The sequence below is a fragment of the Vibrio kasasachensis genome (genome assembly GCF_050337565.1).
Lineage (GTDB): Bacteria > Pseudomonadota > Gammaproteobacteria > Enterobacterales > Vibrionaceae > Vibrio > Vibrio kasasachensis.
On record NZ_JAKJTB010000020.1, the window covers coordinates 13,813 to 38,251 of the forward strand.

Sequence of the window (24,439 nt, forward strand, 5' to 3'; positions counted from 1 at the left end):
ATTTGCCCATTAGTTAACTCGTACAGTTAACGCTAGTATTAGCCGCCGAAGCTTTTAAGCAACGGCGGTTTTTTGTTTTAGTTCCCTTCTATTTACAACGTTGGGTTCTTCAGATTACTGAAGCGTTGCAACAGGCAATTCAGGCTGCTCGAACTTGAATCCATAACTGTTGGCTCCCACGTGAACGGTGTAATTACTCGGACCTGAAATTGGTAGGTAGTACACCATATCAAGTATGTAGCTCTCGCCCGGTGCTAAACTGGTCCAGCTAGGTAAGTTGAAGGATACTCGGTGCATCACACCGTCTAATCCTCCGATATTATTTGCTTTGGTATGACCCGAAGCAATAACCTTCAAGCCACCACCTGACTGATCTTTCGCATTGTCAGGAGCAGACACAGGGATGTCGAATTGGAATTCAGTGCCACCCGGAAGTGCTGAAGTGGAATTGTTTGTGAAGGTGATTTTAGGATTGATCGGGTAGTTTTGATCGCCCACTTTGAACCCATCTATGTTAACGACAATGTCTAAGGTTTGACCCGGAAGTGGAGTATTCGCCACTTTGTTACCGTAAGGTGTCGCTGACAAGAACCTATCGTAGATGGCTTTAGTCATGGTATTACCCATGTGGTACTCACCATTGCCGCTTTGACAAGCTGCTTCTGTTGGATCTACAGTACCGCGATTTCCGTTGGCGTTGAGTTGGTAGCAACTATAGTCACCCGCCAGCTCCCAGAACATGATACCGCCAATTTCTTTGTCGACCACATAATTGGCTTTGACATTGATCGATGCTTTGTCTTCGATAGAGAGGAAAACACTCTTCTCTGCATTCCACAGCCACGGTGCCACTGCCACATTGTCATAGAATCGAGAGTAAGTCCCCACTAATGCATGAAGAGGGTTGTTTGCAGGATCTAAGCCGTAAGCGGTGCTGTATGAACCAACCATACCATTCGCGAGGTTGAGTGCGTGCCACATTGGGTTGGAGCCTGCTCCCATTTCATTCCCAGCGGTGTCTTTATCATGCCATAAGTTATCGATACCGAGAGCGCCGTTACCACAGTTGTTTTTCTCACCTTCACCGGTACCCGGTAAACAATCCGCTTGATTAGGTAGAGGGGCTCTACCCCAAAGACCATTTTCGCCACCAGTCACGCCTTGCCAGCCTCGAGTGTAGTAAGGCACACCAATGTTAATACGACCTGCCGGCATTGAACCACGGAAGTAGTGATAAGCCCAATCGGTATTTAAATATCCAATACCACCATAAGCGGCGGTGTTGTAAACGTTCCATGCCGCTAACTCGGAATCTTTACCTGTATCGAATAATGCCGCGTTATGGCCTACATGATCGTTCCATGCACCATGTAAGTCGTAGCTCATGATATTGACGTAGTCGAGGTACTTAGTGACGGACATCGTTTCCATGCCACGCAGTAAGTATGCGGAAGATGGCGCGGCAATAGTCAGCATGTAGTGATTGCCATCTTGTTGGCTGGCTATATCAATTTTCTCGCGGAGAACACGCATTAACTCATGGTAAGACTTCATCAAGTAAGGTCGACGAGATTCTGAGAATGCCTTGTCATCTGGGTTGCCGGCACCCGACATACTTGTTGGATACTCGTAATCAATATCTAAGCCATCGAATTTGTACTGACGCATCATTACAACGGCTGAATCAGCAAAGGTTTGAATGGCAGCATGATTGATTGAACCATCAGCGTTAGTCGTCATAGTGTAGAAACCACCATCCGCAATACGATTGCCATCTGGACCAAAGTGACCGCCGGTTTCAGCCCAGCCACCAATCGAGATTAGTGTCTTAACGCCGTGTTTGACTTTGGCTGTTGCGAGTGCACCAAAATGACCTTTAAAACCAAGAGTAGGGTCTATTTCTACGCCATTCCATTCCATTCCAACCGCGGGGTTAGCTGGGTCATTAACGTTGCCTATATTAACTTTGCCATCAGAACCAATACTGACAAACGCGTAGTTTATATGCGTCAGTTGTTCCCATGGAATGTCATTAACAAGATAGCCGGTTTGCGCATCTTCACTGGCTCGCCAACTGGTAAAGTAACCAATTACACGGCGGGGGTGATCCGCGCCCATGAGTTCACGACCTTCTTCATCATAGCTAGTGCAGTAAGGAACAGTCGTCCCGGGTGTTTGATATAATCCATCCGGACGACAGCTTTTTGTTATAACTCCATCAGAGACGGTTAAGAATGCCGGCGTAGAATCGGTTACCGCGCCTTTATCATCGGTTGCTTGCGCAACTAAACTTAGGTTACCAACTTGAGTGGGTGTGTAGCTTAGCTGGTAAGGGGGGGCGGTTACGGAACCAATAGGAATACCGTTAACTAAAAACTCTACCTGCGTGACTTGACCATCTTGATCGCTCGCATTTGAGCTTAATACCACAGGCGACCCTAAACTAATTGCGTTAGCGGAGAGAGCAAGGTCGACTGTAGGAGGGAGGTTGGATCCATTGGATAAACAACTATCGATGAGCGTCCATTCTTGATGGGGGTTAGAGTGCGTCGCAGGGTTTTGACCTTGCGTCCACCAGTTTGCTTTGTAAACGTTGTTGGTCTCTTGTGCTTGAGATCCAGCAGTATAAGCCTTTGAACTGTCCCAAATTTCTATGTTGGTGCAATCTACAGCCGCATAGGCGTTAATAGTACATAAGCTTGCCGCACCACAGGTTCCTAAAGTGAGTGCTTGACGCAGCTTCGTCCTTATATTTATGTGATTCATTAGTTCTTCCTTAACTGTACAATAATAAAAATTGTGTAGGCGGTTGAACGACATAAAAGCAGATATCATCAGCCGCAAATTTACTATAGTGAAGGTATTTATATGCAACTATATTGATATTGTATTTTACGTGCCACTTCGCGTTGGGGATGACGGCTTAATCATTAGCAAACAACGCATTTGGTACACGCATTCAATGTGTATCTACAAAAGTCAATATAGATAGGAGATTTTTTTTTTGGTGAGTAGCAAGTTTTTGCAGCAAAGTGCAATTGATTATGTTCTAATACCGCGCTTACCAAGGGATGGTGTTAAACAGCTCAGCTTCGATGGAGTTATCAAGTTGACCGATCCCTGAATAATCCCTTAGGAAATAGAAATGTCTAAAAACAAAAAATTCGCAATTCGCGTGGTTGAAAAGCGCGCTGGTTGGACTGCAGAAATTATTCGCCAAGTTACTTCTCGTAAAACTCTTGTATCTAAGCGTCAAGCTGGTTTCGAAACTGAAGAACTTGCACAAGCTTGGGCTGAGAACGAGTTGCTAGGTTTTGTTAAGAACCAAGCAGAGCGCAACGAGCGTAAAGGCCAACAACGTGTTGAACGTCAAGAACGTCAAGAGCTTGAATCAGCAAAACGTAAAGCAGCGGCACTACGTGCACGCGCTGAAGCTGCACTAGAAGCAGACGAAGAAGCGGATGAAGAAGAGTAATCTTTGTTTTAAATAAAAAAACCGCCTTTTGGCGGTTTTTTTATATTCTGAATACAGATAACGATCGCTTAGCGAAATTGACCAGCTGCCACTAAATATTCAAATCCGCCAGTGGCAAGTTTAGCTTCTAAAGCGACTTTGTCGATCTCAAAAAAAGCGACGAGTTCGTCTAAGTCACCACTAAATTCATCACGTAACTTCAAGTTAACGATGCTCATAAGCATGATGGTGTCCATGCTTTCAAAGTTGCTCAAGTTCATTACTGATCCTCGAAATCAGAAATCAACAAGTTAGCGGCGGCAAACGCAGCTTTTTCACGAATTGATTTGTCTAGAGTGACGTCGGCTGCAACTTCATTAAGCGTACGTACCGCACATCCAATTGCTTTAGGAATATAGCCTTGATCGCCACTGCCAATTTGCGCGTAGAGCTCGCGTACTAAATCACAACAATCGTAAACTTTCATCGTTTTACTTCCAATTAAATGAGAACTCATCTCAATATACACATTGTGTTTAGCAAACTCAAAGCTTGAGATTGTACAATCTCAAGCCTTGACCTCAATTGAGCCAAAAATATTCAATCATGATAGTTGATCTGGTCGGTTACTTAGCTATTGAGTTGCAATTCAAGCTGTTGAGTCACTTCTGGATGTAAATGAAGTTGCTTAGCTAACTCTTTTAGATATGCTTTTTCCATAAAGTTCTGCTCATCAACGACGATCAGTGAGGCTAGGTAAATCTCTGAAGCTTGCTGAGGTGTATGAGCCAATTGAGCAATTTGACTTGGGTCTAATGGTTTATTGAGCTCTTGATGAATCATTGTCTTGAGTTGGTCATCGGCGCCAGCTTGCTCAATAGCGGACTCAATATGTGACATTTCAGTTTGGTCAACGTGACCATCAGCTTTAGCGGCAGCGATCATTGCTTTAAGGATCAGTTGTTCGTGAATGATACTGTTTTCATCAAACTGTTCGCTGGAGGATGTAGCTGCAGTCGATTGGTTTGCTTGCCAGTTGTTGTAGACTTTATAAGCTAATGTACCAAGTGCGGCAGCGCCACCAATTTTTAATGCATTTTTCCCTATCTTTTTCCCCATCTTTTTACTTTTTTTAGAGCCCATCAAAAGATTAACTAAACCACCGCCTACGGCACCAGCACCGAGAGATTTTATCGTACTTGAGGTTGATGGGTTTTTTATTTTCTCTTGTCCTTGTCGAACAATGTCTGAATTAAGAGCTTGATTAAGTAGCGATTTTATATCCATAGTCATCTCCAAAAATGATGCCGATCGGGCTGATTTTGTATGGTTAGAACTACAGTAACAAACAAAAAATGAACAGGGGATTAATAGATAAATACGAGGTGAATTGCTAGGTTAGTTAGGCGACAAAAAATAAAAAAGCGAACATAAAGTTCGCTTTTAGGTTCAATCAATAATCACGGTCTATTCCGTCGCGTAGCCATGTATACGAAGTTGCACACCATCTAAAAAGGCTTTGCCATTACGCATTTCTAAGCGATCTTCAACAAACCATTTTGCCACCATTGGGTAAATGCGATGTTCTTGATTTTGCACTCGTTCAGTGAGGGTATCCACAGTATCTTCATCAAAGATCGGCACCTTTGCTTGTAAAATAACGGGTCCGCCATCTAATTGCTCAGTGACAAAATGCACGCTTGTACCATGCTCTTCATCCCCAGCGTGTATCGCACGTTGATAGGTATTTAACCCTGGGTATTTAGGCAATAGAGAAGGGTGGATATTGATCATACGCCCCATATAGTGGCGTACGAATTCACCACTTAAGATACGCATATAACCAGCAAGGATGATTAAATCAGGTGCAAAACCATCCATTTGTCGCATCAGTTCATGATCAAAGGCATCACGAGTATCAAATGCTTTAGGATCGAGAAACACTCCAGCTGCGCCCGCTTTTTTAGCACGTTCAAGTGCATAAGCGTCCGGTTTATTCGAGAATACCGCCGTTACTTTGCCATTTTTAATTGAGGCATCGCAGGCGTCTACGATTGCTTGCAGGTTGGTACCGTTTCCGGAAACTAAAACTACAATACTCTTCATAACTTATATGATCTCTACTTGCTCTTCACCCGCTTGTGCAGGTGCAATTTTACCGATAACCCATGCGTTCTCGCCTTCTTGTTGCAAGAGCTCTACAGCAGCATCAGCTTGATCTTCAGGTAGAGCGACAACAAGACCGACGCCGCAGTTGAAAGTTCGGTACATTTCGTGGGTGGTTACATTACCTTGCTCTTGCAGCCATTTGAAAATGGCTGGCCATTCCCAGCTATTACCGTCAATAACAGCTTTAGTACCTTGAGGAAGTACACGAGGGATATTTTCCCAAAAGCCGCCGCCAGTAATGTGTGAAATAGCGTGAATATCATGCTCGGCAATCATTTTAAGTGCAGACTTGATATAAATCTTAGTCGGTTCTAGTAGGTGTTCACCAACAGTACGACCGTCAAGCTCTTGATTTTTATCAGCAGCAGACACTTCTAAAATTTTTCTGATCAATGAATAGCCGTTTGAATGTGGGCCACTTGATCCAACTGCGATTAGTGCATTTCCAGCCGCAACTTTGCTGCCATCGATGATGTCTGCTTTTTCGACAACACCAACACAGAAACCAGCAACATCGTAATCTTCGCCTTCGTACATGCCCGGCATTTCGGCAGTTTCACCACCGATAAGTGCGCAACCCGCTTGTACACAACCTTCTGCAATACCAGAAACAACGTCGGCTGCGGTGTCCACATCCAGTTTTCCTGTTGCGTAGTAATCTAAGAAAAACAGTGGTTCGCCACCTTGTACGATTAGGTCATTAACACACATGGCAACCAAATCGATACCGATGGTGTCATGTTTGTTCATATCCAACGCAAGGCGTAATTTAGTACCCACGCCATCGGTACCAGAAACTAACACTGGTTGCTTATATTTGGTTGGCAGTTCACAAAGTGCACCAAAGCCACCAATACCACCCATTACTTCAGGGCGACGAGTACGTTTTACAGCACCTTTGATACGGTCGACAAGTGCGTTACCTGCATCGATATCAACGCCAGCGTCTTTATAGCTTAGAGAAGTATTATTGCCACTCACAGGAAGTCCTCGGTTTAGTCAATTGGATATGAGAAATCGGGCGCTATTCTAACAGTTGATAAACTGCAATAGCAAACGTTTGCGCATGTTTTTTATCTTACACTAATTCAAGAAATTTAGCGTGAAATCGTTTATAATCTGAAGGTTTGTTTAAAAAAACCAAAAAGCCGGAGATGGACATGAAAGTTGTTGAAGTTAATCACCCACTTGTTAAACATAAAATTGGTCTAATGAGAGAAGGTGATATCAGCACGAAGCGCTTCCGTGAATTAGCGACAGAAGTTGGTAGCCTACTAACTTATGAAGCTACCGCGGATTTTGAAACAGAAAAAGTAACCATTGAAGGCTGGGATGGTCCAGTTGAAGTCGATCAAATTAAAGGTAAAAAGGTGACTGTAGTGCCTATCCTACGTGCCGGTCTCGGTATGATGGATGGCGTATTAGAGCACATGCCTAGTGCACGTATCAGTGTAGTAGGTGTTTATCGTGATGAAGAAACACTTGAGCCAGTACCGTACTTCAATAAACTAGCATCGAACATCGACGAGCGTATCGCGCTTGTTGTTGATCCAATGCTAGCAACGGGTGGTTCAATGATCGCAACGCTCGATCTTCTAAAAGAGAATGGCTGTCAGGCATTTAAAGTTCTTGTACTTGTTGCTGCCCCTGAAGGTATTGAAGCTCTTGAACGCGCTCACCCAGATGTTGAACTTTACTGTGCGGCTATCGATGAGAAGCTAAACGATAAAGGTTACATCGTTCCGGGTCTAGGTGATGCAGGTGATAAAATCTTTGGTACTAAATAATACCAAGTAATGAAAAAGGGGAGCAAAGCTCCCCTTTTTTTTGAGAATAGAATAACAGCTTAACGTGCTGTTAATTCAACATTTTGCTGTTTACCTACCGCTACTTCTTCAAGCCCAATGTACCGCCGAAACGCGGCTGATTGCCTGATTTTGCTTGTTCGCTATTGCGTTTAGAGGAGTGAAAAGGCTTCCCTTTGTTGCCAGAAGATGCATTACCAGAGCCCCCACCGTTTGATGAAGAGTGATTGCGCCCTTTCTTCGAATTTGGAGCGTGACGAAACTCATCAGCATTGCGACCTTTAAACGTACGAGTATCTTGGTTTCGGCGCGCTGTTGAAGTTTGGTTTTCTTCTCGACTATCAAACAACTTAGCATCGGTTGCTTTTCGAATGTGCTTACCTTTTGAATCCGTTTTTGATGCTTCTTCAGTACTAACAGATCCTTCACACATGGCGTGAATTTCATTGATTTCATCGTCTGTCAGATAACGCCAACGACCGTTTGGAATATCGTCCAATGTGATATTCATGATACGGACGCGGCGGAGTTTGAATACTTCAAAGCCTAATGCTTCACACATACGGCGAATTTGACGGTTTAAGCCCTGAGTCAAAACGATACGAAAAGAGTATTTGGTCTCTTTAGTTACCTTACAAGGTAAAGTGACGGTATCGAGAATTTCAACGCCAGAACCCATTTGGCGAATAAACTCATCGGTTATTGGTCTATCCACTCGAACTACGTATTCTTTTTCGTGGCTGTTGCCCGCACGCAGAATTTTATTGACGATGTCGCCATCGTTGGTTAAGAAAATTAAACCATCAGACGGTTTATCTAAACGACCGATCGGGAAGATGCGCGACTTATGCCCAATGAAATCTACGATGTTGCCCGGAATATCACGCTCGGTAGTACAGGTAATACCGGTTGGTTTGTTTAAGGCAATATAGACAGGTTTTTCTTTCGATTTCAGCGGTTTTCCATTAATGCAAACGTCATCACCAGGCATTACTTTTGTGCCCATTTCAGGTATTTGCCCATTTATGGTTACGTGACCTTGGTCAATAAGCTTGTCGGCTTCGCGACGTGAACAGTAGCCAGTTTCACTGATGAATTTGTTTAAGCGCTTAGCATTATCTTGTGGCATAGGAATTTCTCTCAACGTTTCCCAACGGCAAATGTCAGTCGTCATGTTGATTTCTAACATGGCGTGAATTAGTTCGCGGCGATTGTAACAGCCGCAGTGCTATTAGCCCATTCGTTTTTGATGGCGTTCTCGGTTGTCTAATTTTTTTTCTTCACTCTTGCGCAGCAGTATATAGACCGCACCCGTTCCACCATGAAATTGCTGCGTACTGTGTGCACACTGAACATCGCTGATTTGAGTCACCCAATGCGCAACATAGCTCTTCATTAAAGCGGGTGGGTTAGAGCGCTCTCCTCGACCATGAATAATGATGACGGTTCGAATATCCATGCGCATGCATTGCTTGAGGAAGTTGACTACTTCATCACGCGCCTGTTTTAACGTTTTACGATGTAAGTCGAGCTTTGCTTGGATAGGATACTTAGCCAATCGAAGTTTGCGATAAACGCCGTCTTGAACACCATTGCGTTTAAACGCAATGACATCATCAGGTTTGAGCATTGGCGCATTATCTAACGACAGATATTCAGGTTCGTGTTCAGCTAATGAAACGGCGGCTTCTCGCTTAGCGATCTGAGCTTCACTGACTTGGTGAGATTTTTTAAGTTCAGCGGTGTCATTTTGCAGGGGTTTTACATCCCCCATCATTTGTTGGAATAAGTCGAAGTCATTTTGAGACATAACGGCATCTCAGGGTAAGAGTTCAATGAAGTAATTATACCTATTCAAAGAGCTGTTAGGTCATATTTTCTGTTAAGCAAGCATAAAAAACCGAAGTAGACAGAGTATCTACTTCGGTGCAAAGCGCTTTGCTACTGAATAGCTCAGCTTAGCGATCTAGTGAGGAGATTTGTCAGTCATTACCTTGTAAATGAAGAAACCGCCATAAAATAGCATTAGACCTACAGTGATCAATATAACGATCATAGACGAAAGTCCAACTGCATTACCAAAAAGGAGATCGAGCCAAAAGTCCATGTTTCCTCCAAAGTTCCGAAGACGTAGTTAAGGTTAACGTTTGGATAACAAAAGATACTGATCTGGATCAATTGCATTGATAAGGTTACTAAAATGTTTCCGTTAGTGTGTTTTCTGTCACAAGTAGTGGCCCGTTGATGTTGTTTTAGGCAAACGAACTGTCAGGGGGGATAAACTTAGCAAAATCACTTGTGTTGAGCGTGATAATCCGTAATATACACATCCGTTGACGGGCATTAAGCTCGAATAAGACATCTCGGTGAATAGCGCAGCTTGGTAGCGCATCTGGTTTGGGACCAGAGGGTCGGGGGTTCGAATCCCTCTTCACCGACCATATTTTAAAAAGCCTCAGCAGAAATGCTGAGGCTTTTTTCGTTTCTACCGGAATCAACTTTGCGATTAAAACTTAAACTCACAGTTAGCTGGTACGCTTTTGGATCGTTGAGTGACAGTGAAACCTTGCGCTTTCAGCAGTTCAAGTACGCTATTTCGACCAAGCAAGTGTAATGCGCCAACGACCACTACGTAGTTGCCCTTGTGGCTAGGAAACAACGATCCACTAGAGAGTTTCCTTGCCCAATTTCGATTGCGTTCAAATATGAATAGCTTTTCAAGTTCGGGGGACATTTCCGATAATTTAGCAAATTCATTAAGCTTTTTGATATCCCCCTGTTTCCAACTTTGGATCAAACAGTGCGCTGCACTTTCAATGTGATCAAATTCGTCGATGGCACTCGTTAATAATTCTTTTCCACCATTTGGTAGCCGCGTAAGGAGATCAATTTGAAACTGTATTGTTTCAAGGTTATACACGGACTTTCCTCCGGCTGATGCCTGATTTAGCAACCACAAATCAACTCCATCTTGTGCCTTATAACCTAAGTACTCAATCAGCTTCATTTGCATGGTCAGTGCTGTCGCCCATGGAGGAGACAGGAATAGTTGCTGATGATCCAGACCAAGTAATTTGGTTATCCCTATCAGCTCCTTCTTTTGATTGTTAGTGAGTACTTGTTGAGTCGTCACTGTGGTTTGAGGGTACTGGATGGCAGAGGGGGAGCGAATATCGGTTTCTACGACAATACCATCAGAATGCTGGAGAAATGTGGTTAAGTTGGCTGGGAGTGGGTACATACTGTCTTCACCGACATGCACGGAACCAATGAGCAAGTAGTTCAGTTCCCCCTTACTTGCTTGCCAATAGAGTGGCTCGGCAATAGCAAAAGATGACACCAGTATGGATATAAGCAAGTAGAGCAATCTGAACATAGCAATTCCTAGTAGGCAAAAATAACCACTTATCGATTAAGCATGAATGGAATTGTGCTACTTGGCAATAAGAGCTTGATTAGTAACCTGAGATGAGGGCGATGAAACATTAGTTTCTTGAATGAAATAAGCGAATAGCTCAGCAAACTAATTTTTTACTGTGAATTAACTCGCAGGATTGTTCCGATATCCTAAGCTTCGCGTGATGCATATAAAAAAAAGCCCGGTGTTAAGCCGGGCTGTGAATATTGTTGAGTTTGCTGACTTGGATTAAGCGATTTGAGCTTGTTGCTCTTCAACTTGTTGTGCTGTGCTGATTGGTGATTCAGCGCCGTGCATCCAATGAACTAGCGTGTTAGAGAACAATAATAGAATCACACCACTAATGGTCGCAGCAACGGCAATACCACCGAAGATTTGCAATGTGCCAAGTTCACCAACGTTTGAGCCAATATAACCTGCAGCGTAGCTTGCAATTGCTTGAAAGCCGAACCATGCACCCATCATTAATGACGCAAGACGTAACGGCGCTAGTTTTGTCACCAGTGATAGTCCAATCGGTGATAGGCACAATTCACCTAGTGTATGGAAGAAGAACGCACCAACGAGCCACATCATTGATGTTTTCACCGTGGTGTCGCCACCTTGTTCCATTACTGCACCGACCATACATAAGAACCCAATAGCTAAGAAGAATAGAGCTAAAGCAAACTTAATTGGAGAGTTTGGTTCGCGTTTTCCCAGCTTTACCCATAAAGCGGCTAATACAGGTGCTAACGTAATGATGAAGAATGGGTTTAAAGACTGGAACCAAGCCGCAGGCACTTCAAATCCACCAATCATACGATCAGTGTATTGCTGGGTATAAATGTTCATCAAGCCACCAGCTTGTTCGAAACCTGCCCAGAATACGATAACAAATAGACCCATTACCAAAATTACTTTTAGGCGATCGACTTCAACCTTAGTTAACGACTGTTTTTGTTGTGAATTTCTAAGTTCACGATCGCGTTTAGCAGCAGGTTCTCTACCGATATCACCAAGCCAAGATTGCGCTAGGCTCATTTGCATGACTAAGCTCATTAGCATGCCAATACCTGCGGCAACGAAGCCTGCTTTCCAACCAAATTCGTTGGTGACAGAGCCTGAGATTACACCAGCAAGTAGAGCGCCAATGTTGATGCCCATATAGAAGATAGTAAACGCACCATCACGGCGGTTATCGCCTTCGTTATATAGGTCACCCACCATGGTTGAGATATTTGGCTTAAATAGACCGTTACCCGCGATTAGCAGAGCTAAACCAAGGTAAAAGCTATGTAGTTCAGTTAAACCGAGCATGCCAGAAGGAATAGCAAGAGTAAATTGACCTATAGCCATTAATGCGCCACCGATCAAGATAGAGCGGCGTTGACCGAGATAGTTGTCAGCTAACCATCCACCGATCAGTGGGGTGATGTAGACAAGTCCAGTATAGATGCCGTAGAGATCTAGAGCATCTTTAGTCGACCAACCTAAACCGCCGTTTAAAGTTGTATCTGTTAAATAGAGCACTAAAATTGCACGCATTGCGTAATATGAGAATCGTTCCCATAGTTCAGTGCCAAAAAGTAAGAACAGTCCACGAGGGTGTCCTAGAATTTGATGATGCTGTGTTGGCATAAGATTAACTAATAGTATTTTTTAAAGAATTTAATGTGGCAATATCTATACATTAGAATATTTCACATTGCAAACTATTAGTTTGCTGGTTGTTGCATGAATTATGTGACAAATGCACTGTTTATGAAGGCTTATGTAAACCAATACGGCGATTTTAAGCAGAGTAAAACTTAGGTTTCATATTTGAGCGCGTTTAAAAAACAACCTGTATGAGCTGTAAAGACTAGACATAAAAAAGGGCGCTAAGCGCCCTTTTTATAAGTATAAGATCTTATATTAGTACGAGTCGTTATGAACCGCTTTTACCGAACGACCTGATGGATCTGCGCAATCTTTGAATGACTCATCCCATTCAATTGCTTTTGCTGACGAACAAGCAACGGAGGGACCGCCAGGAACACATTCCGCTGCTGACGGCAGTGGAAATAGCTCTTCAAATATTTCGCGGTAAACGTAACCTTCTTTTGTTGCTGGCGTGTTATATGGGAAGCGATAAGCCGCAGTTTCAAGTTGTTGGTCGGTTACTTTTTCTTCAGCGGTCGCCTTGAGAGAATCGATCCAGCCATAACCTACACCATCAGAAAATTGCTCTTTCTGGCGCCAAGCAATGGATTCTGGCAGATAGTGCTCAAAACATTCACGTAGAATGTGTTTCTCCATCTTGCCATTGCCACACATTTTATCTGCTGGGTTGAGGCGCATTGCTACATCGATAAACTCTTTATCGAGGAAAGGTACACGTCCTTCAACCCCCCATGCTGCCAAAGATTTATTTGCACGGGCGCAGTCAAACATATTAAGAGCGAGTAGTTTACGTACCGTTTCTTCGTGAAATTCTTGTGCGTTTGGTGCTTTGTGGAAGTATAGGTAACCGCCAAAGATTTCATCAGCACCTTCACCTGACAACACCATCTTGATACCCATAGCTTTGATCTTACGACCCATCAAAAACATTGGCGTTGATGCGCGAATGGTCGTGACATCGTAAGTTTCAATGTGGTAAATCACATCGCGGATCGCATCAAGACCTTCTTGAATGGTGTAAGTCATTTCATGGTGTATGGTACCAAGCTGTGTTGCAACTTCGCGGGCTGCTTTTAAGTCTGGAGCGTCTTCTAAACCAATGGCAAAAGAGTGCAGTTGTGGCCACCATGCTTCCGATTTTTCATCATCTTCAATGCGCATTGCGGCAAAACGTTTTGCCACTGCTGAGGTGATCGAAGAATCTAAACCGCCAGAAAGTAGCACACCATAAGGTACATCAGTCATCAATTGACGCTTCACCGCTGCCTCAAGTGCTTCTGTTAACTCTTCTTTGCTGGTTAGGTTATCTTTAACGGCGTTATATTCATTCCAATCGCGTTGGTAGTAACGCTGTGGCTCGACATCTGCACTGCCGTAGAAACTACCAGGAGGGAATTCACTGATCGTTTTACATACGGGTACCAGTGCTTTCATTTCTGAGGCAACATAGTAGTTGCCATGTTCATCATAACCTTGGTAAAGAGGAATTATGCCAATGTGGTCGCGACCGATAAGATATTGATCTTTATCTTCATCATAAAGAACGAAAGCGAAGATACCATTAAGCTCTTCAAGCAAGGCTTCGCCCATATCTGCATACAGCGCTAAAATTACTTCACAGTCAGAATCTGTTTGAAAGTCGTATTTACCTTCGTAGCGAGCGCGAATTTCTTTATGGTTGTAGATCTCGCCATTCACGGCCAGTATGTGTTTCCCGTTTGGGCTGTAGATAGGTTGAGCACCACTATTTAGACCAACAATTGCTAAACGTTCATGAGCAAGAATTGCGTTGTCTGAAGCATAAATACCTGACCAATCAGGGCCGCGATGACGTAATTTCTTTGACATCTCAAGAGCCACTGGTCGCAGTTGGGCTGCATCACTTTTTATATCCAAAATGCCGAAAATTGCACACATACTAATCCCTTATTTAAACTGTATTTACCTGTTACCTATAAATTTGCCATTATGGTTAAAAAAATCAACAGTAAGCGATAAAAAAAATGACAAAATACCGAATGCATTAAATATTATTTAATATATTTCGATAATGTTAAAAAAAATCCACCGTACGGTGGATTTTAGAGTAATTATTGCTTTAATAGTGAGCAGAAGCTGACTAAATCACAGTTTTTGAAAGCCAGGTTGCAGTTGTTTGCAGACATGGCTTGCAAAACCGCTACCCGCTTCGTTATAAATGTTAAATGCTGCATCAACGCCATTTTCGAGCAAAGTTTCGATTTGGTCAGGGTATTCTGCAATTGCGGCTATCTGTCCTTGATAATGACGTAGCTTTAATTGTTCAAGAGCAATTTGGTTTCCCTGATGATGAGGCATCGAGAGTAATACCAGCTTAACATTCGCTGTATCGAGGATACGCTCCCAAAAATCAGGGTCAGTTGCGTCACCTGAAATAACATTACGACCATGGGCTTGATGTTTAGCCGCAGCCTCTTCACGCACTTCGATGCCTAAGCTAATTTTCCCGTAGCGGCTTCTTAGTTCATCGTAAGCACCGGTTCCAATTCGACCCATGCCAAGTATTAAAACTTGCGCAGATCCTGGGTCAATGAGTTGGTCTCGTTCATTCAGTTTTTCTGCTGCGTGTTCTTTGAGCCAACGGCTAGAGCGTCGATATAGCTCATGTCCTTTGCGGTTAATTGGTGCAGCGATAACGAAGGAGATAGAGACAGCTAACGCAAGTGCAACAAGGATATCACCGCTCATCCAGCCCATCTTAAACGCCAATCCACCCACGATAAGCCCAAATTCACTGAAATTGAACAAGCTGAGAGAAGTGAGTAGCGAAGTACGTACACGAAATTTAAACGCATTGAGTACTAAAAAGTAGAGCGCTCCTTTCAATGGCAATAGTAATAGAAATACCAATGCTAGAGCGAAGCCTGTCATGGTCGGTTGCTCGGACAGACCAATATTGAGGAAAAAGCAGACGAGAAACAGTTCTTTGAGGTTGAAGAGCGATTTTGATAACTCTGATGCCTTTTCATGTCCGGCGAGTAACATACCTAAGATTAATGCGCCAAGGTCAGCTTTAATACCGACAAGCTCAAATAACCCAGCACCGACGACTAACGCGAAGAAAATCCCCAAAAGAACCAGCATTTCTCCATGTCCCACCCAATCAAGCAGTTTAAAGAATAGCGGTCTTAATAATGGCAGGGCAAACAGAGCGATTGCATACCATTCAGGTATTTTTCCGGTTGAAGCTGTTAGAAACACGACAGCAAAGATGTCTTGCATTACCAATATACCAATGGCTAACGTGCCATAAGTAGCATTCATATCGCCTTTTTCTTGTAGCGACTTAACGGCAAAAACAGTACTGGAAAATGAAAGAGCGAACCCGAGTAAGACGATTTGCTCTAGATTCATGGTTGCTATGGTACTGACGCCAAGCACTTTTAGTAAGAGAAGCGCAACAGTGAATATGGCGGTTGATAGTAAGTTATGTACGGTTGCCCCAGCCCAAATTTCTTTAGAAAGAAGGGTTTTGATATCGAGCTTTAGACCAATGGTAAAAAGAAGAAGGGTAACGCCGAGATCCGCTAGCGTAATAATAGTGTCATTGGTACTAAAACCAGCAGCGTGCAGACCGAAACCTGCGAGCAAGAATCCCACGAGAGGTGGTAGATTGCATTTTAGGGCAACAAAGCCTGCTGCAAATGCGGCAGTAATTAATATCAGTTCCATACAATTAAAATTATAATTCCTTGAAAAAAGAAAGGCCACGTCGCTGACGTAGCCTTTCTATTCTAACGTAACAATGAGCTTAATCTATCAGTCTTCGAGCAATTTTTGTAACAAAACGCCGTTCAACATTGCGCGTTTAATCATCGCGAATGCGCTCAATGTTGGCTGTTTATCAATCTCAGAAGCGACTATTGGTAGGTCGGTATGAAATGTAACGAGTGATTGGTTTTCCACATTGCGTTGAATAGCAGGGAAAAGGATCTCTTTACATGAAGTGATATCACCAGCAATGATTACCTTTTGTGGGTTAAACAAGTTGATGGTAATAGCAACCGCTTTACCAAGTTGGTTACCTACACGCACTAGGCTTTGCTTAGCTAGCTCATCACCTTGGTTTGCGTGCTCACAGATCTCTTTGATGGTGATTGTTTCTAGTTGAGACAAGCTTGATTTGTAACCTTGTGCGATAAGTGTTTTCACTCGTTCGACAATCGCTGGGTTTGCCGCAACCGTTTCCAAACAGCCAAAGTTGCCACATTGACACTGCTCGCCTAGAGGATCGATTTGAATGTGACCAATTTCACCCACATTGCGGTTGTAGCCTAAGAAGACTTGACCATTAACGATAATACCCGCGCCAGTACCACGATGGACACTAACTAAGATAGAATCTTGGCAGTCTTTACTTGCGCCAAAATAGTGTTCCGCTAGAGCCATACCGCGTACGTCGTTACCCACGAAACATTGAACATGGAATGTGTTCTGGATCAAATCACCGAGGTTTAAGTTGTCTACGTGGATATTTGGCATATATTCCACTATGCCAGATTCCGGGTTGACTAAACCGGGTAAAGCGACACCGATAGCAATCAACTGATTGATACTTGATTGATTATATTGAATAAAGTTTTTTAGAAACAGTAGCAGACCGTCAACCAATTCACCTTGAGTTGTGTAATAAAACTCTTGGTAATCGCTCGCGAGTTCTTTTCCACCAAGGTCAAAAAGACTGAACTGAATGTAATCGCGCCCTAAACGAACTGCGACTGAGTGAAAGGGCACTACTTCGGTTGTTAGCGAGATTGCTCGACGACCACCGGTTGAAGCTTGTTGAGCGACTTCTTTAACAAGACCTCGTTCAAGTAGTTGGCGGGTAATCTTTGTCACGCTAGCTGGTGCTAAGTGGCTAACATCGGCCACTTGGATCCTAGAAATAGGACCCTGTTGGTCAATCAGCCTGTAAACCGCTGCACTGTTTAGTTGTTTAACTAAATCTACGTTGCCTATTTGTCCGCCATTCATGTTTACACTTGCTCGTACTGTCCGTTAACAATATTCGCTTGGATAGTGAAGTCACGATCAAAGACAGTCAGGTTTGCCACCATACCTTTCTTGATACGACCAAGTTTGTGGTCAACACTGATTGCTTTCGCTGGGTACAAAGTAGCCATGCGCAGTGCTTCATCCAAAGCGATTCCGACGTGCTCAACAGTATTTTGAACTGCTTCAATCATAGTGAGTGCTGAGCCGCCAAGTGTGCCATTTTCATCAACACACTTACCATCCCTGTAATATACTTTCTTACCAACAAAAATAAAGTAATCCATGTCAGCGCCTGCAGGAGCTGTGGCATCGGTCACTAATACTAATTTTTCACCTTTAATTTTGTGAGCGATTCGAATATTAGCGTAATCGACATGGAAGCCGTCAGCGATGATTCCAGCGTAAACATCTGATGTATCGTAAATTGCACCGACAACACCAGGTTCGCGACCGACAATTGGAGTCATAGCATTAAATAAGTGAGTTGCGAAAGTGATGCCGTGTTCAAAGCTTTGGCGTGCTTGAGCATAGGTTGCGTTAGTATGACCTATAGACACCACAATTCCGGCATTGCGCATACGTTGAATATGTTCAGGGTTGTTGTGTTCAGGAGCAAGCGTTACTTTGGCGATCACATCTGCGTTGTTGCAAATAAAGTCAATCATTTCGTCATCCGAAGGACGGATGAAATCAACGCTATGTATGCCTTTTTTCGCGACGTTCAAATATGGACCTTCTAGATGAAGACCAAGAGATTGGTTTTGGTATTTTGCGTGATAGTTTCTAGCTGCGACAACAGCTTGGCGCATGTTTTCATCAGATGAGGTAATAAGTGTTGGCAAGAAACTGGTGCAGCCGGACTTTAAGTTGGCTTCATGCATGATTTGAATGGTTTCTGCCGTGATTTCATCGTTAAACATAACGCCGCCACAACCGTTAAGCTGCAAGTCAATAAAACCCGGGGATAGGTTAGCACCACGCATATCATGAACGATGATATCGGCTGAAAGTTCAGCGATAGGACAAATAGCCTCAATAAGTTCGTTATTAATGATCACAGCATGGTCAACGAGAACGTCGCTGCCTGTATAAATTTTACAGTTAGTTAGCGCATACATGATTAGCTAATCCTTATTGTTTAAAATCTGGAACTTATGACCATTCAAATCGAAGACTATTTCCTCACATGCTTACTTAATTTGTGAGCTTCAATTAGGTCGCAAAATATCTTTAGCAAAGGATGATTATGTCCTTTATATGCTCTACTTCTGTGCTTTCTGTCGCGAAAGAAATTCATTCTAATTTATAATGTAGTCATTACGCTTAAAGCCTTTGTCAAAAAGACTTTAGGCTTGATATCAGCACACATTAGTAGCAGAAAGAATGTCGATTATTCTCTATTTTTTTGTATTGTAAAATAAGTTTTATGATCTCGCTAGCAAAAACCTTCGATCGTGTCCTTTTGTGGTGATTATGATCACAAATGGTAAGGTTTTAATTTGCGGAGCAAAATTAATATCATAAACTGGCTTCGACTAAACTGAGCAACAATAAAAAGTAGCTCGACCAAAATATAATTCCTATAGGGGGAACTAACGGTGAATATTCTTGGATATGCACAGAAGCTGGGTAAAGCACTTATGCTACCTATCGCAACATTACCTGTTGCGGCACTTCTTTTACGACTAGGTCAACCAGACCTATTAGACATTGCGTTTATGGCAGCCGCCGGTAACGCAATATTCAGCCAACTACCGCTATTGTTCGGTCTAGGTATTGCTATCGGTCTTTCTAAAGACGGTAACGGTGCTGCAGGTCTGGCAGGTGCAGTAGCTTACTTTGTACTAACAGCAACAGCCGCAACAATTGACGCAAGCGTTAACATGTCCTTCTTTGGTGGTATCATCGCAGGTATCATCGCAGGTCACTCATACAATACTTTCTACATGACTCGTCTTCCTGAGTGGTTGGCCTTCTTCTCTGGTAAACGTCTAGTGCCTATTATGGCTGGTCTGTTTGCTTTAGTTGCAGGTGCTGTGTCTGGTGTTGTATGGCCTTCAATCCAAGGTGGACTTGATGCTCTAGCACACGCGGTATCGACTTCTGGCGCTGTTGGTCAGTTCGTTTACGGTACTCTTAACCGTGCGCTTATCCCTGTAGGTCTACACCACGTTCTTAACTCATACTTCTGGTTCGGTATGGGTACTTGTCAAGAGATCGTTGTTGCGGGTTCTGCTGGCTTCGAAAGCTTCAAGCAACTTTGTGTTGACCCAGCTCTAGCGAAAACGCTAATCGTTGGTCAAGAATACACGTTTAACTTTACTAACTCAGTTAACCCTGAAATCACAGCTGTGGTTAAAGAAGTAACTGAAACAGTTAAGTCTGGTGATCTACATCGCTTCTTCGGTGGTGACAAATCTGCTGGCGTATTCATGAACGGGTTCTTCCCAGTAATGATGTTTGGTCTACCTGGTGCTGCACTAGCAATGTACCTAGCTGCACCAGCAGAAAAACGTAGCCAAGTTGGTGGTGCACTATTCTCTGTAGCATTCTGTTCATTCCTAACGGGTATCACAGAGCCGCTAGAATTCATGTTCGTATTCCTAGCTCCTGCACTGTACGCAATGCACGCTGTATTCACTGGTCTATCACTAGTGGTTGCTAACATGTTTGGTACTCTGCACGGTTTCGGTTTCTCTGCAGGTCTAATCGACTTCCTACTAAACTGGGGTCTAGCAACTAAACCTGTAACGCTACTGCTAATCGGTTTAGGCTTCGGTGCTCTATACTTCTTCACATTCAGCTTTGCAATCCGCGCGTTCAACTTGAAGTCGCCGGGTCGTGAAGATGATGACGAAGCAGTAGCAGCTCCAGCTGGTGAAGCAGCGAAAGGCGACCTAGCTCGTCAATACCTGAAAGCTCTAGGTGGTCATGACAACCTAACTTCAATCGATGCTTGTATCACTCGTCTACGTCTAACTCTAAAAGACCGTACTGTCGCTAATGAAGATGTTCTTAAGAAGCTTGGTGCGAAAGGTGTAGTGAAACTTGGTGAAAACAACCTACAAGTTATCCTTGGCCCTCTAGCTGAAATCGTCGCTGGCGAAATGAAAGCTATCGGTGCAAACGAAGATTTATCTGATGTAAAACTTCCATAATAACCTTGGGTTAGAATGTAAGTGTAAAAGCCTCCTAAGGGAGGCTTTTTTACGTTTGCGCACATTCAAAACGGAAGATGGTTAAATAACCATCATTCGCGTGTGATTATTTCTCGTTATTAGGTCTGTTCTAGTTGTGTCTTGTACCAGAATTGTGGATGATAAGTCGCTATATGCTCTGAGAAGTTTACTTATCCTCTTAGAGCCTTTTTTTTCTGACAATACTAAATATCTGAGGTGCTATAGATGAGTGAAGCTGAAGCTCGTCCATCGAATTTTATTCGCCAAATCATTGATAAAGATTTAGCAGATGGGACACATACAAGCGTGCATACTCGTTTTCCGCCAGAGCCAAACGGCTACTTGCATATCGGTCACGCTAAGTCAATTTGCCTAAACTTTGGTATTGCTCAGGACTATCAGGGTAAGTGTAATTTACGTTTTGATGACACGAACCCAGAAAAAGAAGACGTTGAATACGTTGAGTCAATTATGAATGACGTGACTTGGTTAGGCTTTGAGTGGGACGGTGATGTTTGTTATTCATCTGACTACTTCGATAAGCTGTACGGGTACGCCGTGGAATTAATTAACAAAGGCTTGGCGTATGTTGAAGAGCTAAGTCCTGAGCAGATCCGTGAGTACCGTGGCACACTTACCCAACCAGGTAAACTGAGTCCATACCGTGACCGCAGTGTTGAAGAGAACCTAGCGCTATTTGAAAAAATGCGTGATGGCGGCTTTGAAGAAGGTAAAGCCTGTCTTCGAGCTAAGATCGACATGGCGTCATCGTTTATCGTAATGCGTGATCCAGTTATCTACCGTGTGCGTTTTGCCTCTCACCACCAAACGGGTGACAAGTGGTGCATTTACCCAATGTACGACTTTACGCATTGTATTTCTGATGCGTTAGAACATATTTCACACTCTATTTGTACGCTTGAGTTCCAAGACAACCGTCGTCTATACGATTGGGTGTTAGACAACATTACTATTGACTGCCAACCACGTCAGTACGAGTTCAGTCGTCTAAATCTTGAATATACAGTGATGTCTAAGCGTAAACTTAGTCAGTTAGTGAGTGAGAAATTGGTTAATGGTTGGGACGATCCTCGTATGCCAACTATTTCTGGCTTACGTCGTCGTGGTTTCACTTCTTCATCTATCCGTGAATTCTGTAAGCGTATTGGTGTAACTAAACAAGACAACATGATCGAAATGGGCTCTCTTGAGTCTTGTATTCGTGATGATCTTAATGAAAACGCACCACGCGCAATGGCTGTTCTTGACCCAGTGAAGGTTGTAATTGAGAATTTCTCAGAAGGCGAAGTAGAGACTCTAACGGTTGCTAACCACCCTAATAAACCTGAGATGGGTGAGCGTGAAGTACCATTCACTCGTGAAATCTGGATCGAACGTGAAGACTTCCGTGAAGAAGGTAACAAGAAGTACAAGCGTTTAGTGTTAGGTAAAGAAGTGCGTCTACGTGGTGCTTATGTGATTAAAGCTGAACGCGTTGAAAAAGATGCTGAAGGTAACATCACGACAATCTTCTGTAGCTATGATGTTGAGACGCTAGGTAAGAACCCAGCGGATGGACGTAAAGTTAAAGGTGTTATTCACTGGGTATCGGCTGATAAAGGTCTGCCTGCTGAGATTCGCCTATATGATCGTCTATTCACTGTACCAAACCCAGCTGCAGCAGATAACTTTGCTGAAACTATTAACCCTGAGTCACTTGTTTTGATGAATGGTTTCGTAGAGCCAAGCTTAGCAAAAGCAGAAATTGAGAAAGGTTACCAGTTTGAACGTATGGGTTACTTCTGTGCGGATGCGAAGGAATCTTCGGCTGACAAGTTAGTCTTTAACCGTACTGTTGGTCTTCGTGATACTTGGGCAAAGATTGACGCTCAATAATCATTAAGTGAACAGAAAAAAGCCAGTCGATTGACTGGCTTTTTTGTATCAGTGTATTCACTAACCATAATGAAAAAGCGCCCTGTGGCGCTTCTTTGAATGTTATTTTGCTTTATGTGCGTTGGGATTATCTTTGCAAGTACCATCACCACATTTTCCGTATAGGTATAAGCTGTGGTTAGTTAGAGTCACATTATATTTTTCAGCAATTTCACGTTGACGCTCTTCGATAACGTTATCTGAAAACTCAATAACCTCACCACAATCTAAGCACACTAAGTGGTCGTGATGGTGCTGAGTTGACAGTTCAAATACTGACTTCCCGCCTTCAAAATGGTGACGAGTTACGATGCCTGCATCATCAAATTGGTTTAAAACGCGATAAACCGTTGCTAGACCGATCTCTTCACCTAGATCGATCAGCTTTTTGTACAAATCTTCAGCACTGATGTGTTGGCAGTCAGGTTGCTGTAGTACTTCTAAAATTTTAAGTCTTGGTAGGGTTACCTTTAGACCAGCATCCTTTAGCGCTTGATTATTGTCTGACATATACTTTCCCGTTGATGATCTGCGGCATTAAACAGAATTCAATATTACTACCATTATAGGGCAGGTTCCCTCAACAATAAACCACGAACTTCAAGGGGTTACTCATATTTTTTATAAAGTTGTGTGGTGTCACGGATAAAACTGGTCTAATTAGTTACAATTCATTAACGTTTGTTTTGTGTGCATGGATGCAAATTTAGATGAGTTCTTTATTTTCAAAGGTTTACAAGCCTGGCTTTGTCAAGTTTGCCTTAAATAGTTGGCCACCTTTTTGGGGAAGTGGGATTACAATTGTTTCAATTAGTGCGGATTTTCGTCAAGTTAAGGTGAAGCTAAAGTTATGTTGGTGGAATAAAAATGCTAATCGAACCCAGTATGGTGGGAGTATTTTTTCTCTAACTGATCCTGTCTATGCTCTTATGCTCATGGGGATTTTGGGCGAAGAATTTTACGTCTGGGATAAAGAAGCGAGTATTAACTTTATCAAACCAGGTAAGGGAGACCTATTCGCAGATTTTGATTTGCATGCAGCGCAACTTGATCAGATATATCAAGAGACGAATAGGGGCGAAAAGAGTTTTCCAGAGTTTGTTGTGCATGTAAAAGATAAACAAGGAGTTGTTGTTGCAGAGGTTGAGCGCAAGCTTTACGTACGTAAGAAGCCAAAATTCAGGGAAGTAAGTGAAATTTGAGTGAAAAAAACCTCCATTAAGGAGGTTTTTTAAGAAATTAGCCTTCTAGTTCAGCTAGGCACATTTCATCATAAATTTGCTTACACCAGTTTTTAACACGTTCATCGGTCAGTTCTGGTTGGCGGTCTTCATCAATACACAAACCGACGAATTGGCTTTCATCGCCTTCTACTAGCGCTTTAGATGCTTCGAACTCATAGCTTTCAGTAGGAGTGTTACCAAGGATAGTACCACCTTTTGATTCTACGATATCGCGCACAGTACCCATCGCGTCGCAGAAGTATTCCGCGTAATCTTCTTGGTCACCACAACCGAAGATTGCAACAAGCTTGGTAGAGAAATCGACTTGCTCAAGCTCAGGGAAGAAATCATCCCAATCGCATTGTGCTTCACCGTAGTACCAAGTAGGGATACCTAGAAGAAGAAGATCAAAATTATCAATGTCTTCTTTGCTGCTTTTAGCGATGTCCTGAACGTGAACTAATTGTTTACCTAGTTCTTTTTGAATCATCTTTGCAACAGCTTCAGTGTTACCTGTGTCACTACCAAAGAAGATACCTACACTTGCCATAGATTCATTACCTTTAATATTGTCTACT

At 43.0% G+C, this 24,439-nt stretch carries 21 protein-coding genes, 1 tRNA gene and 1 pseudogene; 6 read left to right on the forward strand and 17 right to left on the reverse strand.

The window, feature by feature from the left end; translation table 11 throughout:
• Positions 1-120: 120 nt before the first annotated feature.
• Positions 121-2,766, reverse strand: a pseudogene (locus tag L4C38_RS16330) (chitinase C-terminal domain-containing protein); the annotation flags it as partial.
• A gap of 379 nt (positions 2,767-3,145) precedes the next feature.
• Here L4C38_RS16330 and L4C38_RS16335 point away from each other — a divergent pair.
• Positions 3,146-3,475 (forward strand): DUF3622 domain-containing protein, encoded by a 330-nt coding sequence (locus tag L4C38_RS16335; protein WP_428798624.1) that lies wholly within the window; start codon positions 3,146-3,148, stop codon positions 3,473-3,475.
• A 68-nt stretch (positions 3,476-3,543) separates the two neighbouring features.
• Here L4C38_RS16335 and L4C38_RS16340 read toward each other — a convergent pair whose 3' ends face one another.
• The 5 genes from L4C38_RS16340 to purM all read right to left on the reverse strand — a co-directional run bounded on the left by L4C38_RS16340 (position 3,544) and on the right by purM (position 6,604).
• Positions 3,544-3,735, reverse strand: coding sequence for a DUF4250 domain-containing protein (locus L4C38_RS16340; RefSeq protein WP_428798625.1), 192 nt, complete (start codon positions 3,733-3,735; stop codon positions 3,544-3,546).
• Positions 3,735-3,941 carry a YaeP family protein gene (locus tag L4C38_RS16345; RefSeq protein WP_428798626.1) on the reverse strand — a complete coding sequence of 69 codons (207 nt, stop codon included), beginning with the start codon at positions 3,939-3,941 and terminating at the stop codon, positions 3,735-3,737. Before L4C38_RS16345 ends, L4C38_RS16340 begins: the two co-directional genes overlap by 1 nt.
• A 143-nt stretch (positions 3,942-4,084) precedes the next feature.
• Complete coding sequence (locus L4C38_RS16350) at positions 4,085-4,741, reverse strand: tellurite resistance TerB family protein (protein WP_428798627.1); 657 nt, start codon at positions 4,739-4,741, stop codon at positions 4,085-4,087.
• A 180-nt stretch (positions 4,742-4,921) separates the two neighbouring features.
• Positions 4,922-5,560, reverse strand: a complete 639-nt coding sequence (gene purN / locus L4C38_RS16355; RefSeq protein ID WP_428798628.1) for a phosphoribosylglycinamide formyltransferase — start codon at positions 5,558-5,560, stop codon at positions 4,922-4,924.
• 3 nt (positions 5,561-5,563) lie between these two features.
• A complete protein-coding gene (gene purM, locus L4C38_RS16360; RefSeq protein WP_428798629.1) occupies positions 5,564-6,604 on the reverse strand; it encodes a phosphoribosylformylglycinamidine cyclo-ligase in 1,041 nt (346 codons plus the stop codon).
• Between the two features lie 179 nt (positions 6,605-6,783).
• On the opposite strand from purM, the gene upp reads away from it, so the two are divergent.
• A complete protein-coding gene (gene upp, locus L4C38_RS16365) occupies positions 6,784-7,410 on the forward strand; it encodes a uracil phosphoribosyltransferase (RefSeq protein WP_428798630.1) in 627 nt (208 codons plus the stop codon).
• A gap of 100 nt (positions 7,411-7,510) precedes the next feature.
• Here the strand turns inward: upp and rluF are convergent, their stop codons facing one another.
• The 3 genes from rluF to L4C38_RS16380 all read right to left on the reverse strand — a co-directional run bounded on the left by rluF (position 7,511) and on the right by L4C38_RS16380 (position 9,535).
• Positions 7,511-8,557: a 23S rRNA pseudouridine(2604) synthase RluF gene (gene rluF, locus L4C38_RS16370; protein WP_428798732.1), complete on the reverse strand. Its 1,047-nt coding sequence runs from the start codon at positions 8,555-8,557 to the stop codon at positions 7,511-7,513.
• Positions 8,558-8,659: 102 nt separating this feature from the next.
• The gene (smrA, locus tag L4C38_RS16375) at positions 8,660-9,238 is read right to left on the reverse strand and encodes a DNA endonuclease SmrA (protein WP_428798631.1); all 579 of its coding nucleotides are present in this window, start codon (positions 9,236-9,238) and stop codon (positions 8,660-8,662) included.
• A gap of 156 nt (positions 9,239-9,394) precedes the next feature.
• Positions 9,395-9,535, reverse strand: a complete 141-nt coding sequence (locus L4C38_RS16380; RefSeq protein WP_428798632.1) for a DUF3149 domain-containing protein — start codon at positions 9,533-9,535, stop codon at positions 9,395-9,397.
• Positions 9,536-9,792: 257 nt separating this feature from the next.
• On the opposite strand from L4C38_RS16380, the gene L4C38_RS16385 reads away from it, so the two are divergent.
• A tRNA-Pro gene (locus L4C38_RS16385) sits at positions 9,793-9,869 on the forward strand.
• A gap of 65 nt (positions 9,870-9,934) precedes the next feature.
• On the opposite strand, the gene L4C38_RS16390 is transcribed toward L4C38_RS16385, so the two are convergent.
• The 6 genes from L4C38_RS16390 to nagA form a co-directional block, all read right to left on the reverse strand.
• On the reverse strand, positions 9,935-10,804 hold the full coding sequence (locus L4C38_RS16390; RefSeq protein WP_428798633.1) for a TraB/GumN family protein: 870 nt from the start codon (positions 10,802-10,804) through the stop codon (positions 9,935-9,937).
• A gap of 270 nt (positions 10,805-11,074) precedes the next feature.
• Positions 11,075-12,466, reverse strand: a complete 1,392-nt coding sequence (locus tag L4C38_RS16395) for a peptide MFS transporter (protein ID WP_428798634.1) — start codon at positions 12,464-12,466, stop codon at positions 11,075-11,077.
• A 276-nt stretch (positions 12,467-12,742) separates the two neighbouring features.
• On the reverse strand, positions 12,743-14,407 hold the full coding sequence (asnB, locus tag L4C38_RS16400; protein WP_428798635.1) for an asparagine synthase B: 1,665 nt from the start codon (positions 14,405-14,407) through the stop codon (positions 12,743-12,745).
• Between the two features lie 207 nt (positions 14,408-14,614).
• A complete protein-coding gene (locus tag L4C38_RS16405; RefSeq protein ID WP_428798636.1) occupies positions 14,615-16,201 on the reverse strand; it encodes a cation:proton antiporter domain-containing protein in 1,587 nt (528 codons plus the stop codon).
• Between the two features lie 87 nt (positions 16,202-16,288).
• Positions 16,289-17,503 (reverse strand): DNA-binding transcriptional regulator NagC, encoded by a 1,215-nt coding sequence (gene nagC / locus L4C38_RS16410; protein WP_428798637.1) that lies wholly within the window; start codon positions 17,501-17,503, stop codon positions 16,289-16,291.
• A gap of 2 nt (positions 17,504-17,505) precedes the next feature.
• Positions 17,506-18,642, reverse strand: coding sequence for an N-acetylglucosamine-6-phosphate deacetylase (nagA, locus tag L4C38_RS16415; protein ID WP_428798638.1), 1,137 nt, complete (start codon positions 18,640-18,642; stop codon positions 17,506-17,508).
• A 480-nt stretch (positions 18,643-19,122) separates the two neighbouring features.
• Here nagA and nagE point away from each other — a divergent pair, with 480 nt between their 5' ends.
• Together nagE and glnS are read left to right on the forward strand one after the other, a co-directional pair.
• Positions 19,123-20,682, forward strand: a complete 1,560-nt coding sequence (nagE, locus tag L4C38_RS16420) for an N-acetylglucosamine-specific PTS transporter subunit IIBC (protein ID WP_428798639.1) — start codon at positions 19,123-19,125, stop codon at positions 20,680-20,682.
• Between the two features lie 246 nt (positions 20,683-20,928).
• Positions 20,929-22,599 (forward strand): glutamine--tRNA ligase, encoded by a 1,671-nt coding sequence (gene glnS, locus L4C38_RS16425; protein WP_428798640.1) that lies wholly within the window; start codon positions 20,929-20,931, stop codon positions 22,597-22,599.
• 102 nt (positions 22,600-22,701) lie between these two features.
• Here the strand turns inward: glnS and fcrX are convergent, their stop codons facing one another.
• Positions 22,702-23,148 carry a ferric iron uptake transcriptional regulator FcrX gene (gene fcrX / locus L4C38_RS16430; protein WP_428798641.1) on the reverse strand — a complete coding sequence of 149 codons (447 nt, stop codon included), beginning with the start codon at positions 23,146-23,148 and terminating at the stop codon, positions 22,702-22,704.
• Between the two features lie 200 nt (positions 23,149-23,348).
• Between fcrX and L4C38_RS16435 the strand changes: the two genes are divergently transcribed.
• Positions 23,349-23,840 (forward strand): DUF4442 domain-containing protein, encoded by a 492-nt coding sequence (locus L4C38_RS16435; protein WP_428798642.1) that lies wholly within the window; start codon positions 23,349-23,351, stop codon positions 23,838-23,840.
• A gap of 37 nt (positions 23,841-23,877) precedes the next feature.
• Here L4C38_RS16435 and fldA read toward each other — a convergent pair whose 3' ends face one another.
• Entirely contained in the window at positions 23,878-24,411 is a 534-nt protein-coding gene (gene fldA, locus L4C38_RS16440; RefSeq protein ID WP_428798643.1) for a flavodoxin FldA, read from the reverse strand.
• Positions 24,412-24,439: the final 28 nt, after the last annotated feature.

Coding starts and splice junctions, on each gene's coding strand:
- smrA (WP_428798631.1), bottom strand. CDS start 9,238: ATGTCTCAAAATGACTTCGACTTATTCCAACAAATGATGGGGGATGTA.
- nagC (WP_428798637.1), bottom strand. CDS start 17,503: ATGAATGGCGGACAAATAGGCAACGTAGATTTAGTTAAACAACTAAAC.
- nagA (WP_428798638.1), bottom strand. CDS start 18,642: ATGTATGCGCTAACTAACTGTAAAATTTATACAGGCAGCGACGTTCTC.
- rluF (WP_428798732.1), bottom strand. CDS start 8,557: ATGCCACAAGATAATGCTAAGCGCTTAAACAAATTCATCAGTGAAACT.
- L4C38_RS16350 (WP_428798627.1), bottom strand. CDS start 4,741: ATGGATATAAAATCGCTACTTAATCAAGCTCTTAATTCAGACATTGTT.
- L4C38_RS16390 (WP_428798633.1), bottom strand. CDS start 10,804: ATGTTCAGATTGCTCTACTTGCTTATATCCATACTGGTGTCATCTTTT.
- fldA (WP_428798643.1), bottom strand. CDS start 24,411: ATGGCAAGTGTAGGTATCTTCTTTGGTAGTGACACAGGTAACACTGAA.
- fcrX (WP_428798641.1), bottom strand. CDS start 23,148: ATGTCAGACAATAATCAAGCGCTAAAGGATGCTGGTCTAAAGGTAACC.
- L4C38_RS16395 (WP_428798634.1), bottom strand. CDS start 12,466: ATGCCAACACAGCATCATCAAATTCTAGGACACCCTCGTGGACTGTTC.
- purN (WP_428798628.1), bottom strand. CDS start 5,560: ATGAAGAGTATTGTAGTTTTAGTTTCCGGAAACGGTACCAACCTGCAA.
- L4C38_RS16340 (WP_428798625.1), bottom strand. CDS start 3,735: ATGAACTTGAGCAACTTTGAAAGCATGGACACCATCATGCTTATGAGC.
- upp (WP_428798630.1), top strand. CDS start 6,784: ATGAAAGTTGTTGAAGTTAATCACCCACTTGTTAAACATAAAATTGGT.
- L4C38_RS16380 (WP_428798632.1), bottom strand. CDS start 9,535: ATGGACTTTTGGCTCGATCTCCTTTTTGGTAATGCAGTTGGACTTTCG.
- L4C38_RS16335 (WP_428798624.1), top strand. CDS start 3,146: ATGTCTAAAAACAAAAAATTCGCAATTCGCGTGGTTGAAAAGCGCGCT.
- L4C38_RS16345 (WP_428798626.1), bottom strand. CDS start 3,941: ATGAAAGTTTACGATTGTTGTGATTTAGTACGCGAGCTCTACGCGCAA.
- L4C38_RS16405 (WP_428798636.1), bottom strand. CDS start 16,201: ATGGAACTGATATTAATTACTGCCGCATTTGCAGCAGGCTTTGTTGCC.
- asnB (WP_428798635.1), bottom strand. CDS start 14,407: ATGTGTGCAATTTTCGGCATTTTGGATATAAAAAGTGATGCAGCCCAA.
- glnS (WP_428798640.1), top strand. CDS start 20,929: ATGAGTGAAGCTGAAGCTCGTCCATCGAATTTTATTCGCCAAATCATT.
- L4C38_RS16435 (WP_428798642.1), top strand. CDS start 23,349: ATGAGTTCTTTATTTTCAAAGGTTTACAAGCCTGGCTTTGTCAAGTTT.